This window comes from Pseudomonas sp. CM25 (assembly GCF_013179705.1).
GTDB lineage: Bacteria > Pseudomonadota > Gammaproteobacteria > Pseudomonadales > Pseudomonadaceae > Aquipseudomonas.
The window spans coordinates 1-12,540 of the sequence record NZ_JABMCW010000158.1; the positions used below are offsets into that span (position 1 = coordinate 1).

Sequence of the window (12,540 nt, forward strand, 5' to 3'; positions counted from 1 at the left end):
GCCTGGCGCAAATGCAACTGAACAACCCCGACGCAGGCGGCAAAATACGCCCGGCGGAGCGCCTGTGCGCCGGCCAGACCCTGCTGTGCCGAGCCCTGGGCCTTAAAGTACCGGCCTGGGATGCTCAGCGCTTCGACCCCGAACGCCTGTATGTGGACGACTGCGGCCTTGCCGTACCGCGGGTAATCCAGGCCGCGCGCCTGGGCATCCCGCATGGCCGCGACGAGCACCTGCCGTACCGCTTCGTCGACGCCGAATACGCCCGCTTCTGCACCCGGAACCCACTGCGCCGGGGCCAAGTCGAAGGGCAAGACTTCATCACTCTCGAACAAGGAAGCTGAACCATGGGCCAATGGCTCGACAGCCTTACCGGCTGGCTAAGCGCCAACCCACAGTGGCTTGGCGTGGCAATTTTCCTGGTGGCCTGCATCGAATGCCTGGCCATCGCCGGCATCGTCGTGCCCGGCACTGTCCTGCTGTTTGCGGTAGCCGTGCTGGCCGGGAGCGGTGCCTTCACCCTCGGTGAAACGCTGCTGCTGGGGTTTCTCGGCGGCTTGCTGGGCGATGCCCTGTCGTACACGGTGGGCAAGTACTTCCACCAGAACATTCGCCGCCTGCCGCTGCTGCGCCACCACCCCGAATGGATCGGTAGCGCCGAAACCTACTTCCAGCGCTATGGTATCGCCAGCCTGCTGGTGGGACGCTTCATCGGGCCGCTGCGGCCGATGCTGCCGATGGTCGCGGGCATGTTCGACATGCCCCTGCCACGCTTCATCGCCGTCAGCCTGGTGGCCGGCGCTGGCTGGTCGGTAGCCTACCTGCTACCGGGCTGGGCCACTGGCGCGGCCATGCGCCTGCCTCTGCCTGAAGGCTTCTGGCTGGATGCCGGGATCATCGCCGGCACCCTGGCGGTCATCATCGGCCTGAGCCTGAACAGCAGCATTCGCGATCAACGTCACGGCACGCGACTGGTGGCCGGCCTGAGTTTCCTCGCCCTGGCCGGGATTTTCCTCGGCTGGCCGTACCTGCACGAATTCGACCAAGGTGTGATGACGCTGGTGCAGGAGCATCGCAGCCAGGCCATTGACGGCACCGTGGTGCTGGTGACCCGGCTGGGTGACTTCCGCACCCAGTTCTTCCTGGGCGGCCTGCTCACCGGCCTGCTGCTGCTTGCGCGGCAATGGCGGCATGCGTTCTTCGCCGGCGGTGCATTGATGGGCACCGCGATTGCCAACGGCTCGCTGAAATGGCTGTTCGCCCGCGCCCGGCCAGAGGTGCTGAGCGATCCGCTGACCAGCTACAGCATGCCCAGCGGGCACAGCTCGGCGTCGTTTGCGTTCTTTCTGGTAATGGCGGTGCTCGCCGGGCGCGGCCAGCCGCCACGGCTACGCCTGACCTGGGTAATGCTGGGCTGTATTCCGGCACTGGCGATTGCCCTGTCGCGGGTGTACCTGGGTGCGCACTGGCCCACCGACATCATGGCCGGCGCCCTGCTGGCGTGCTGCGTATGTGCACTCAGCCTGACCCTGGTGCAGCATCGCCAGCCCCTGCCGGCGTTGCCGCAACGGGTGTGGTGGCTGGTGCTGCCGGCCTGCGTTGCGTTGCTCGCATTCTTTGCCATGCATGCGTTGCCGCAGGCTTTGCTGCGCTATCAGTATTGAGGCCGGTGCAGGTAACCCAGAATCATCAGGCGAACAGCTCACCCTGAATCCGCTCCAGCAGCTTCTGGATCTCCCCCAGCCGCTGCTGCGGCGAGTCGAGGGTCAACAAGTCCAGCTTGTCCTCTTCCATGAACGGCAGCAGATACGCCAGCTGGTTGGCCAGCGCCTGGCGCCCGTCCACCGGGGGCGGCATGTCCAGCGCTTCGACCATCGGGTGTTCGCCCAGGGCCACCAGCAAGGCCAGCAGGTCGTCGTCCGCTTCTTGCAGCGGGCTGTCCGGATCCTCTGGCAGCCACTGCACCTGCCCCACCAGCAACTGGTCCTTCTGCACCTCGGTGCTCTGCAGGCTGAAGCGCCGCACGCCTTCGACCCGGATGCCCAGCAAGCCGTTGTCCTGCTGCACGAAATCGCGGATCACCGCCTCACAGCCAACCGAAGCGACCACCGGCGGCGCCTTGCCGACCTGGTCGCCTTCGAGGATGCACACCACTCCAAAACCTTCGCCCTGCTTCATGCAGCGCCCGATCATGTCCAGATAGCGCGCCTCGAAAATCTGCAAATCCAGAAAGCAGCCAGGAAAAAGCACGGTATTGAGCGGAAATAGCGGTAGCGTCATTTCAAGTCCTCAAGCCACCAGGCTGACCGCAAGCGGCAGGAACACCGCCGTGGCCACCCCCATCAGGCTCATCGCCAACGCGGCAAAGGCGCCGCACTCGTCACTTTCCTGCAGGGCCACCGAAGTGCCCACCGCATGCGCGGTCACGCCCAGCGACATACCGCGCGCCTCGGGGCTGTGCACACCGAAGCGTGTCAGCAGCGCTGGGCCGAAAATGGCCCCAATCACCCCGGTAATCAGTACGAACACCGCCGCCAGGGCTGCCACGCCACCAATCTGCTCGGCTACCAGCATGGCAATCGGCGAGGTCACCGACTTCGGCGCCATGGTCATCAGGATCATGTGTTCCGCCCCGAACCACCAGCCCAGCAACAGGCAGCACAGCGTGGCGAACAGGCCTCCGATTACCAGCGTAGTAAATGTGGGCCAGAACAGCTGCCGGATACGCCGCAGGTTGAGATACAGCGGCACGGCCAGGGCGACGGTGGCGGGCCCCAGCAGGATATTCATGATTTCGGTGCTTTTGCGGTATTCGCGATAGTCGATGCCGCACAACAGCAGCACGCCAATCACCAGCAACATCGACACCAGTACCGGCTGGAGGAATATCCAGCGGGTTTTCTCATAGGCCGCCAGCACGACCTGATAGGCCCCCAGCGTGATCCCGATACCGAATAAAGGATGATGAACGACCGCGTCGAGCGTGCCTTGCCAGTCCAGCATCATGGCTGCTCCTCGCGCTTGCCCTGGCGGTGGATGAGCTTTTGCATCAACACGCCGACGAACACCAGGGTGGCCAGGCAGGAAATCAGCAACGCCCCGGCAATGGCCCAGAAATCGGCAGCGATGTCCTTGGCGTATACCATCACCCCCACTGCCGGCGGCACCAGCAACAGCGGCAGGTAGCGCAACAGGCTGCTGGCGGCCTCGTTCAGCGGTTTGCCGACCTCACCGCGCGCCATGAGGAAGAACAACAGCAGCACCAGGCCGATGATCGGCCCAGGCAAAAAAGGCACCAGCAGGTGATTGATCGCCGTTCCCAACAACTGGAACAGCACCAGCCAGGTCAAACCACGCAACAGCATAAGCATCTCCCTCAGGCATTGCGGTCATTATAAGCACGCGCCGCGATAGATCGATATTCGCTGAAAAGCAGGCAACTTGACTGAAACGTTTGGCCGTGCTGATCTTGCACTTTCGTACCAACTGACAACCCGGAGAGTCCGCGATGCCCTATGTACCGGTTACAGAGCTTTCGCAATACGTTGGTAAGGAACTGGGCCGCTCGGCCTGGCTGAAGATCGACCAGCAGCGCATCAACCTGTTCGCCGAAGCGACGGGCGATTTCCAGTTCATCCATGTCGACCCGGAAAAGGCGGCAAAAACCCCGTTTGGCTGCACGATCGCCCATGGTTTCCTGACCTTGTCGCTGATTCCCAAGCTGATCGAAGACATCCTGGTCCTGCCGCAAGGGCTGAAAATGGTGGTGAACTATGGGCTCGACAGCGTGCGCTTCATACAGCCGGTCAAGGTCGACAGCCAGGTGCGGCTGAAGGTGGAACTGGCCGAGGTGGCGGAGAAGAAGCCAGGGCAATGGTTGCTCAAGGCAATTGCCACGCTGGAGATCGAAGGTGATGAGAAGCCTGCTTATATAGCCGAATCGCTGTCGTTGTGTTTCGTCTGAGCCCCGCATGATCGGACTGCACGGCAGCCCGATTCAATCCACAAACCCTGCGCACTCGCGTAAACTGCCAGCCTTCGCGCAGCCTAGGGTTTGTACGAAAAGTCGCCGAGCGGCGATCAAGCAAGGCGAAAACAGGCGAGGAACGGCCGGGGTCGCGCCCGACTTTGCTGGTTGCAAATGAGCATTCCGAGCCTGTTTTCTACGCAGCATGATCGTCGCGCAGGCACTTTTCGTACAAAGCCTAGGGCTGCCCCTGTCGATTTACCAAAGGTGCCCGCCATGCCTTGGCTGCAAGTACGCCTGGCCATCAGCCCGGAACAAGCCGAAACCTACGAAGACGCCCTGCTTGAAGTGGGCGCCGTTTCGGTCACGTTCATGGATGCCGAAGATCAACCGATCTTCGAACCCGACCTCAACACCACCCCGCTGTGGTCGCACACCCACCTGCTGGCCCTGTTCGAGGCCGATGCCGAGCCCGAGCAGGTGTTCTCCCACCTGCGCCTGCTGACCGGCGCCGAGTTGCCCGAGCATCAGGCCGAGGTGATCGAGGACCAGGACTGGGAACGCAGCTGGATGGACAACTTCCAGCCGATGCGCTTCGGCCGCCGCCTGTGGATCGTGCCCAGCTGGCACGAAGCCCCGGACAAGGACGCGGTAAACCTGCTGCTCGACCCGGGCCTGGCTTTCGGCACCGGCACCCACCCTACTACTGCGCTGTGCCTGGAATGGCTCGACGGCCAGCAGATCGAAGGCACCCAGGTGCTGGACTTCGGCTGCGGCTCGGGCATCCTCGCCATCGCAGCGCTGCTGCTGGGCGCGCGGGAAGCAGTCGGTACCGACATCGACGTGCAGGCCATCGAGGCTTCGCGGGACAATGCCCAGCGCAACGGCATTGCCGATGAAAAGCTGGCGCTGTACCTGCCCGAGCACATGCCTGCAATGCAGGCCGATGTGCTGGTCGCCAACATCCTCGCCGGCCCGCTGGTATCGCTGGCACCGCAGTTGTCCGGGCTGGTGCGCCCAGGTGGCCTGCTGGCGCTGTCGGGCATTCTTGCCGAACAAGGTGAGGAAGTTGCCGCGGCCTACGCTGCCGACTTCGAGCTGGACCCGATCGTCGTGCGCGACGGCTGGGTGCGCATCAGTGGTCGCCGCCGTTAAGCAGGCCTAGAATACCTTTCTGCACATCTCCCGGATCGCCGCATGACCGACAGTTTCGTCACCCAGTGCCCGCATTGCCAGACCAGCTTTCGCGTCACCCACCACCAGTTGAGCGTGGCCCGCGGGGTGGTGCGCTGCGGCCACTGCCTGCAGGTGTTCAATGCCGCCAAGCAGTTGCTGGAGCAGACCCGCACCGCTAGCGCCAGCGCACCACTGGTGCCTGCACCGGCACCTGTTGCTGCGGCGCCTGCCGAGCCGGTGGTCGAGCCGGTGATCCCCGCCAAGCCTGCCATCAGCGAGCGCAGTAGCACCCATGACCAGGACTGGGCGCTTACTGCCCAGGCGCTGGACGCGCTCGACCTGGACAAGGAGCTGGAACGCCTTGAGCGTCGCGGCCAACCTGCGCCGGCGCGCTCGTCCAACCTGGACGATGGCTTGCAGGCGCGGCGTGACGAGCTGCAGCCGGACGAACATGCCGACGATTTGTTCGGGACAGCCACCGATGACCGCTTCGAGCCGGCGCACAGCGCAGAACCCACGCCCGTGTTGCTGGAGACGGCGAACGTTGAGCAGGAGCCGGACCTGGGTCCCGCCGCCGGTGAGCGCACCGAACCGATCCTGGGTGCCAGCCTGGACCTGGACATCGACGACGAGCCGCCCGTTCGCCGCGGCGTCGAAATCGACGAACCTGAGGAACCCGGCGAGCCGCTGCGGGAAATTGATGAAACGATTCCGGAAAAAGGCCTGAGTGCCCGCGACGATGAGCCGATGGCATTTCACCTGTCCGGGCGTGACGACGACCCCGTCGAAGCGCTGCCGGGCGAGCGCCTGGAACCAGGCCTGACCAGCAAACCTGAGCGGCCATCGCGCAAGGAGCCGCTGGTCGATGTGGTCGACGATCCGCTGCAACTGGGCTGGGAAAAGCCTGCCGCCAACTGGGGCAAGCGCCTGCTGTGGGGCCTGCTGACCTTGCTGGCGGCGGGCCTGCTCGCGTTCCAGTACGTGTGGTTCCACTTCGACGAAATGGCCCGCCAGGACCAATACCGACCACTCTTCCAGCAGATCTGCCCGATGGTCGGCTGCCAGGTGCCAACGCGCGTCGACATTGCCCGGATCAAGAGCAGCAACCTGGTCGTGCGCAGCCACCCGGACTTCAAGGGTGCGCTGATCGTCGACGCGATCATCTACAACCGCGCGCCGTTTGCCCAGCCGTTTCCGCTGCTGGAACTGCGCTTTGCCGACCTGAATGGGCAGTTGATCGCCAGCCGGCGCTTCAAGCCCAGCGAGTATTTGTCCGGTGAACTGGCCGGGCGCGGCGAAATGCCCAGCCAGACCCCGATCCATATCGCCCTGGACATCCTCGACCCGGGCCCCAAGGCCGTCAACTACAGCCTGAGCTTCCGCTCCCCGGAATAAAGGCAGGCCTGCAGGGGCTGCTTTTCAGCCCCGGGCGCTCGTTCGTACCAAATGTCATAAGCCGACAACTGTTCAGATTTTATCCAAATCCATCTTTATCCGGTCACCGAGAGCGGGTATCATGCCAACCCTTTTTCGAACTCCAAGATTCGGCCCCACAACAGGGATCACCTATGTCGGCGGTACGCATCGGCCCATACACACTACGTAACAACCTGATCCTCGCGCCAATGGCCGGGGTCACGGACCAGCCTTTCCGTACACTTTGCAAGCGCCTGGGCGCGGGCATGGTGGTGTCGGAGATGGTCTCCAGCGACATGAGCCTGTGGAACAGCCGCAAGTCGAGCCTGCGCCGCATCCATGAAGGTGATCCCGAGCCACGCTCGGTCCAGATCGCCGGCGGTGATGCGCAGATGATGGCAGCGGCGGCAAGGGCCAACGTCGAAGCAGGTGCCCAGATCATCGATATCAACATGGGCTGCCCGGCAAAAAAAGTCTGCAACAAAGCCGCAGGCTCTGCTTTATTGAGAGATGAAGCCTTGGTCAGCGAAATCCTCCACGCCGTAGTCGGCGCCGTGGATGTGCCGGTGACCCTGAAGATCCGCACCGGTTGGGACCGGGCGAACAAGAACGGCCTGAACGTGGCGCAAATCGCCGAGCAGGCTGGCATCCAGGCGCTGGCGGTGCATGGCCGCACACGCGCCGACCTGTACACGGGCGAAGCCGAATACGACACCATCGCTGCCATCAAGCAGGCGGTGTCGATCCCGGTTTTTGCCAACGGCGATATCACCTCGCCAGAAAAGGCCCGGGCGGTGCTGGACGCCACCGGGGTCGATGGCCTGCTGATTGGCCGGGCCGCCCAAGGGCGGCCATGGATCTTTCGCGAGATCGAGCATTACCTGCGCACTGGCGAACACCTGCCAGCGCCGCAACTGGACGAAGTGGAACGCATCCTGCTGGAGCACCTGGCCGCGCTGCATGCCTTCTATGGCGATGTGATGGGCGTTCGTATCGCCCGCAAGCACGTTGGTTGGTACCTGGCGACACGACCCGGCGGCAAGGAGTTTCGCTCCCGGTTCAACGCTTTGGAAGACACACAAGCGCAGTGCGCCAACGTTCGCGCGTTTTTCGCCGAACGTCGACAGAGCCTTGAGACAGAGGACGGACAAGGGGTGGCCGCATGACGATGATGACCGAGAATTTTGTGAGTGGAACAACGCCCGTGAGCGACAACGCCAACCTGAAACAGCACCTCAACACGCCGAGCGAAGAGGGCCAGACCCTTCGCGACAGCGTCGAGAAGGCGCTGCACAACTACTTCGCCCACCTGGAAGGCGCGACCGTGACGGACGTGTACAACCTGGTGCTCTCCGAAGTCGAGGCGCCCCTGCTCGAAAGTGTGATGAACTACGTGAAGGGCAACCAGACCAAGGCCAGCGAGATGCTCGGGCTGAACCGAGGCACCCTGCGCAAGAAGCTCAAGCAGTACGACTTGTTGTAAGCCAGAATCCCAACCAGAAAAGGCGGCTCCCTGAACAGAGGCGCCTTTTTTGCTGAATCCACCGCGTTATTGGAACCCGAAATGACCGACCAGACTACCCGCCTGCCAGTCCGCCGCGCCCTGATCAGCGTCTCCGACAAGACCGGTATCCTCGAATTCGCCCGTGAGCTGCAGCAGCTCGGTGTCGAGATCCTGTCCACCGGCGGCACCTACAAGCTGCTCAAGGACAACGGCGTCAACGCGGTGGAAGTGGCCGACTACACCGGCTTTGCCGAAATGATGGATGGCCGGGTCAAGACCCTGCACCCGAAGATCCACGGCGGCATCCTTGGCCGTCGCGGCACCGACGACGCCATCATGACCGAGCACGGTATCAAGCCGATCGACCTGGTTGCGGTCAACCTGTACCCGTTCGAAGCCACCATTTCCAAGCCTGGCTGTGACCTGCCGACCGCCATCGAGAACATCGACATCGGCGGCCCGACCATGGTCCGTTCGGCTGCCAAGAACCACAAGGACGTGGCCATCGTGGTCAACGCCAGCGACTACGCCGGCATCGTCGAAGGCCTCAAGGCCGGCGGCCTGACCTACGCCCAGCGCTTCGACCTGATGCTCAAGGCGTTCGAGCACACTGCCGCCTACGACGGCATGATCGCCAACTACATGGGCACCATCGACCAGGCCAAGGACACCCTGAGCACTGAAGCGCGCAGCCAGTTCCCGCGCACCTTCAACAGCCAGTTCGTCAAGGCCCAGGAAATGCGCTACGGCGAGAACCCGCACCAGAGCGCGGCGTTCTACGTGGAGGCCAAGAAAGGCGAAGCCAGCATTTCCAGCGCCATCCAGCTGCAAGGCAAGGAACTGTCGTTCAACAACGTGGCCGACACCGACGCCGCGCTGGAGTGCGTGAAGAGCTTCGTCAAGCCAGCCTGCGTCATCGTCAAGCACGCCAACCCGTGCGGCGTGGCCGTGGTACCGGAAGACGAAGGCGGCATCCGCAAGGCCTATGACCTGGCCTACGCCACCGACACCGAGTCGGCGTTCGGCGGCATCATCGCCTTCAACCGCGAGCTGGACGGCGAAACGGCCAAGGCCATTGTCGAGCGCCAGTTCGTCGAAGTGATCATCGCCCCGAAAATTTCCCAGGCTGCCCGCGACGTAGTGGCTGCCAAGCAGAACGTTCGCCTGCTGGAATGCGGCGAGTGGCCTGCCGAGCGCGCTGCCGGTTGGGACTTCAAGCGCGTCAACGGTGGCCTGCTGGTGCAGAGCCGCGATATCGGCATGATCACCGCCGATGACCTCAAAATCGTTACCAAGCGTGCACCGACCGAGCAAGAGATCCACGACCTGGTATTCGCCTGGAAGGTGGCCAAGTTCGTCAAGTCCAACGCCATCGTCTACGCCAAGCAGCGCCAGACCATCGGCGTCGGCGCCGGCCAGATGAGCCGCGTCAACTCCGCACGCATTGCTGCAATCAAGGCCGAGCATGCTGGCCTGCAGGTGCAGGGCGCGGTCATGGCGTCGGATGCGTTCTTCCCGTTCCGTGACGGCATCGACAATGCGGCGAAAGTGGGTATCAGCGCCGTGATCCAGCCGGGTGGCTCGATGCGTGATGCCGAGGTGATTGCCGCCGCTGACGAAGCCGGCATCGCTATGGTATTCACCGGCATGCGTCACTTCCGCCACTAATCAAGATGGCCGGCCGGTCCCAGGTCCCTGTGGGAGCGGGTTCACCCGCGAATGCGATGCTGGATTCACCGCCGCATTCGCGGGTGAACCCGCTCCCACAGGGGCCGGTACTGCCGCCAAACATGAGGTTTTGACATGAAAGTTTTGATCATTGGTAGCGGCGGCCGTGAGCACGCCCTGGCCTGGAAAGTCGCCCAGGACCCACGCGTCGAGAAAGTCTTCGTTGCCCCTGGCAACGCTGGCACCGCCATTGAAGCCAAGTGCGAGAACGTTGCCATCGACGTGTGCGCTCTGGAGCAACTGGCCGATTTCGCCGAGAAAAACGTTGACCTGACCATCGTCGGCCCGGAAGCGCCGCTGGTCATCGGCGTGGTCGACCTGTTCCGCAGCCGCGGCCTGGACTGCTTCGGCCCAACCAAGGGCGCGGCCCAGCTGGAAGGCTCCAAGGCCTTCACCAAGGACTTCCTGGCGCGTCACAAGATCCCGACCGCCGACTACCAGAATTTCACCGAAATCGAGCCGGCGCTGGCCTACCTGCAAGAAAAAGGCGCACCGATCGTGATCAAGGCCGACGGCCTGGCCGCGGGCAAGGGCGTTATCGTTGCCATGACCCTCGAAGAAGCCGAAGCCGCCGTGCGTGACATGCTGGCCGGCAACGCCTTCGGTGAGGCAGGCTCGCGCGTGGTGATCGAAGAGTTCCTCGACGGCGAAGAAGCCAGCTTCATCGTCATGGTCGACGGCCATAACGTGCTGCCCATGGCCACCAGCCAGGACCACAAGCGCGTCGGCGACCAGGACACCGGCCCGAACACCGGCGGCATGGGTGCCTACTCCCCTGCCCCGGTGGTCACCGCCGATGTGCACCAGCGGGTGATGGACCAGGTCATCTGGCCGACCGTGCGCGGCATGGCCGAGGAAGACAACGTCTACACCGGCTTCCTCTACGCCGGCCTGATGATCGACAAGGCAGGCAACCCCAAGGTCATCGAGTTCAACTGCCGTTTCGGCGACCCGGAAACCCAGCCAGTCATGCTGCGCCTGGAGTCGAGCCTGGTGCTGCTGATCGAAGCAGCCTTCGCCAAGGCGCTGGACAAGGTCGAAGCACAATGGGACCCGCGCCCGAGCCTGGGCGTGGTACTGGCAGCTGGCGGTTACCCGGGCGACTACGCCAAGGGCGACGTGATCCACGGCCTGGACGCTGCGGCGAAGATCGAAGGCAAGGTGTTCCATGCCGGTACTTCGCTCAAGGATGGCCAAGTGACCAGCAACGGCGGGCGCGTGCTGTGTGCCACCGCCATGGGCAGCACTGTTGCCGATGCCCAGCAGCAGGCGTACCGCCTGGCCAGGGAAGTAAGCTGGAACGGCAGCTTCTACCGCACCGACATCGGCTATCGGGCCATCGCCCGCGAGCGCGGTGAACACCAGCAGTAAACACTGGCGGAACGCCGTAGCGCTTTCAGCCTACGGCATCCGGCTCGTCGACAGGGCCCGGCATGGGCCTTGCCTTCGGCTCGGCGCGCCGCGCATAGTGAGTACCCGGCACATCGGCTAAGAAGGGATTTCGTAGTGCGTCGGCTTCGGATTGCCTCAGCTCTGATCGTCAGCTTGCTGACCCTGCTCTGCATGTTCCCGGCTGCGGCCGATCATGACGGAGGCTGGACCGTTCTGCTCGACGAACAGGCCAACCTGCAACTTAGCGACGTGCGTTCCGAGCGCTACCGCAACCAGTTCAGCCCGCTGCTGCTTGCCGACCTGGATGCCGCGCCTGCGGAACAGGCACTGTGGCTGCACTATCGCCTGGCGCCCGGCGACCAGGAACAACTGCTGCGGGTATTTGCCCCCGACCTTTCCGGCCTGGACCTCTACGCCCTAGAGGGCGACCAGCTTCTGCGTCAGCTGCACCACGGGCGCCAGCCCGGCAATGCCAGCCCGACCCTGCGCGGCAGCGACCATGTATTGCCCCTGCCCAACAGCAAACAACCGCTGGACATCTACCTGCGCCTGGTCTCCGAGCACCAGCTGCGCCCGGCCATCAGCCTGGAACCCGCAGCCGAAGCTGCGTCGGACCAGCACCAGCCACTGTTGTTCGGCATGCTGTTCGGCGGGTTGATCATGCTGATCATGCACAACCTGATCCGCTTCCTTTACAGCCGCTCCAGCACCACCCTGATCCTGGCGCTGTACCACGGCCTGATGCTGCTCAGTGGTCTGATCCTGCTGAACCTCAGCGGCCCGTGGTGGCACGTGTGGCACAGCGCGCAAACACCTGCCGCCTACCTGACGCTGGTACTGGCCGGTCTGGCGGGGCTGTATTTCACCCAGCATTTCTTTTCGCCGTGCAAATCGCCACGGCTGAACCGGCTGCTGCAGGGCGAAATGCTGGTTGTCGGGGTCAGCGGCCTGGTACTGCTGTTCGTCGATACCCTGCCGCTCAACCTGATGACCTACGCCCTGATGGCCCTGGGCAGCGTCAGTATGCTGCTGGTGAGCAGCTACCACTGGTACAAAGGTTACCCACCCGGCCGCCTGTTCAGCCTGGCGATGGTGGTGTTCAACCTCGGTGGCCTGGTGCTGCTGCCGGCGCTGCTGGGCCTGACGCGCACCTCGACGCCCTGGCTGCTGTGCGTCCTGCTGGGACTGACCGTGGTCAGCGGCCTGCTGCTGAACCTGGCGGTGAGCGAGCGCCTGCGCAGGATCAGCGAGGAACGGTTCAGCGCCAGCCGTGCGCTGGCCGCCAGCGACGCCGAAATCAACGCCAAAGCCGAGTTCCTGGCCAAGATCAGCCACGAAATCCGCACCCCCATGAACGGGG

At 63.7% G+C, this 12,540-nt stretch carries 13 protein-coding genes; 10 read left to right on the forward strand and 3 right to left on the reverse strand.

Annotated features, from left to right (window positions below):
* Positions 1–341 (forward strand): DNA-3-methyladenine glycosylase (locus tag HP546_RS16945; protein ID WP_172227615.1); only part of this gene is annotated, 341 nt, incomplete at its 5' end.
* 3 nt (positions 342–344) lie between these two features.
* Positions 345–1,661, forward strand: coding sequence for a bifunctional DedA family/phosphatase PAP2 family protein (locus tag HP546_RS16950; RefSeq protein ID WP_172227617.1), 1,317 nt, complete (start codon positions 345–347; stop codon positions 1,659–1,661).
* Between the two features lie 25 nt (positions 1,662–1,686).
* Here HP546_RS16950 and HP546_RS16955 read toward each other — a convergent pair whose 3' ends face one another.
* From HP546_RS16955 to HP546_RS16965, 3 genes are read right to left on the reverse strand one after another with little or no spacing between them, the layout of a single operon-like run.
* Positions 1,687–2,277 carry an LON peptidase substrate-binding domain-containing protein gene (locus HP546_RS16955; protein WP_172227619.1) on the reverse strand — a complete coding sequence of 197 codons (591 nt, stop codon included), beginning with the start codon at positions 2,275–2,277 and terminating at the stop codon, positions 1,687–1,689.
* A gap of 9 nt (positions 2,278–2,286) precedes the next feature.
* On the reverse strand, positions 2,287–3,003 hold the full coding sequence (locus tag HP546_RS16960) for an LrgB family protein (protein ID WP_172227621.1): 717 nt from the start codon (positions 3,001–3,003) through the stop codon (positions 2,287–2,289).
* Positions 3,000–3,362 carry a CidA/LrgA family protein gene (locus HP546_RS16965; RefSeq protein ID WP_172227623.1) on the reverse strand — a complete coding sequence of 121 codons (363 nt, stop codon included), beginning with the start codon at positions 3,360–3,362 and terminating at the stop codon, positions 3,000–3,002. Before HP546_RS16965 ends, HP546_RS16960 begins: the two co-directional genes overlap by 4 nt.
* Before the next feature lie 143 nt (positions 3,363–3,505).
* Here HP546_RS16965 and HP546_RS16970 point away from each other — a divergent pair, with 143 nt between their 5' ends.
* From HP546_RS16970 to HP546_RS17005, 8 genes are all read left to right on the forward strand, one after another.
* Positions 3,506–3,961, forward strand: a complete 456-nt coding sequence (locus HP546_RS16970) for a MaoC family dehydratase (protein ID WP_172227625.1) — start codon at positions 3,506–3,508, stop codon at positions 3,959–3,961.
* A gap of 279 nt (positions 3,962–4,240) precedes the next feature.
* Positions 4,241–5,119, forward strand: a complete 879-nt coding sequence (prmA, locus tag HP546_RS16975; protein WP_172227627.1) for a 50S ribosomal protein L11 methyltransferase — start codon at positions 4,241–4,243, stop codon at positions 5,117–5,119.
* Positions 5,120–5,161: 42 nt separating this feature from the next.
* On the forward strand, positions 5,162–6,535 hold the full coding sequence (locus tag HP546_RS16980; RefSeq protein ID WP_172227629.1) for a DUF3426 domain-containing protein: 1,374 nt from the start codon (positions 5,162–5,164) through the stop codon (positions 6,533–6,535).
* 173 nt (positions 6,536–6,708) lie between these two features.
* Positions 6,709–7,722, forward strand: a complete 1,014-nt coding sequence (gene dusB, locus HP546_RS16985) for a tRNA dihydrouridine synthase DusB (RefSeq protein ID WP_172227631.1) — start codon at positions 6,709–6,711, stop codon at positions 7,720–7,722.
* A complete protein-coding gene (gene fis, locus HP546_RS16990) occupies positions 7,719–8,039 on the forward strand; it encodes a DNA-binding transcriptional regulator Fis (protein WP_003249693.1) in 321 nt (106 codons plus the stop codon). Before dusB ends, fis begins: the two co-directional genes overlap by 4 nt.
* Before the next feature lie 81 nt (positions 8,040–8,120).
* Positions 8,121–9,728: a bifunctional phosphoribosylaminoimidazolecarboxamide formyltransferase/IMP cyclohydrolase gene (purH, locus tag HP546_RS16995; protein WP_172227633.1), complete on the forward strand. Its 1,608-nt coding sequence runs from the start codon at positions 8,121–8,123 to the stop codon at positions 9,726–9,728.
* Positions 9,729–9,863: 135 nt separating this feature from the next.
* The gene (gene purD, locus HP546_RS17000) at positions 9,864–11,159 is read left to right on the forward strand and encodes a phosphoribosylamine--glycine ligase (RefSeq protein ID WP_172227635.1); all 1,296 of its coding nucleotides are present in this window, start codon (positions 9,864–9,866) and stop codon (positions 11,157–11,159) included.
* Between the two features lie 135 nt (positions 11,160–11,294).
* A partial coding sequence (locus HP546_RS17005) for a 7TM diverse intracellular signaling domain-containing protein (protein WP_372242441.1) occupies positions 11,295–12,540 on the forward strand: 1,246 nt, incomplete at its 3' end.

Excerpts from the sequence above, each read along its gene's own strand:
- HP546_RS16965 (WP_172227623.1), bottom strand. The coding sequence starts at position 3,362 with ATGCTGTTGCGTGGTTTGACCTGGCTGGTGCTGTTCCAGTTGTTGGGA.
- prmA (WP_172227627.1), top strand. The coding sequence starts at position 4,241 with ATGCCTTGGCTGCAAGTACGCCTGGCCATCAGCCCGGAACAAGCCGAA.
- HP546_RS16970 (WP_172227625.1), top strand. The coding sequence starts at position 3,506 with ATGCCCTATGTACCGGTTACAGAGCTTTCGCAATACGTTGGTAAGGAA.
- purH (WP_172227633.1), top strand. The coding sequence starts at position 8,121 with ATGACCGACCAGACTACCCGCCTGCCAGTCCGCCGCGCCCTGATCAGC.
- purD (WP_172227635.1), top strand. The coding sequence starts at position 9,864 with ATGAAAGTTTTGATCATTGGTAGCGGCGGCCGTGAGCACGCCCTGGCC.
- HP546_RS16980 (WP_172227629.1), top strand. The coding sequence starts at position 5,162 with ATGACCGACAGTTTCGTCACCCAGTGCCCGCATTGCCAGACCAGCTTT.
- fis (WP_003249693.1), top strand. The coding sequence starts at position 7,719 with ATGACGATGATGACCGAGAATTTTGTGAGTGGAACAACGCCCGTGAGC.
- HP546_RS16955 (WP_172227619.1), bottom strand. The coding sequence starts at position 2,277 with ATGACGCTACCGCTATTTCCGCTCAATACCGTGCTTTTTCCTGGCTGC.
- HP546_RS16950 (WP_172227617.1), top strand. The coding sequence starts at position 345 with ATGGGCCAATGGCTCGACAGCCTTACCGGCTGGCTAAGCGCCAACCCA.
- HP546_RS16960 (WP_172227621.1), bottom strand. The coding sequence starts at position 3,003 with ATGATGCTGGACTGGCAAGGCACGCTCGACGCGGTCGTTCATCATCCT.
- dusB (WP_172227631.1), top strand. The coding sequence starts at position 6,709 with ATGTCGGCGGTACGCATCGGCCCATACACACTACGTAACAACCTGATC.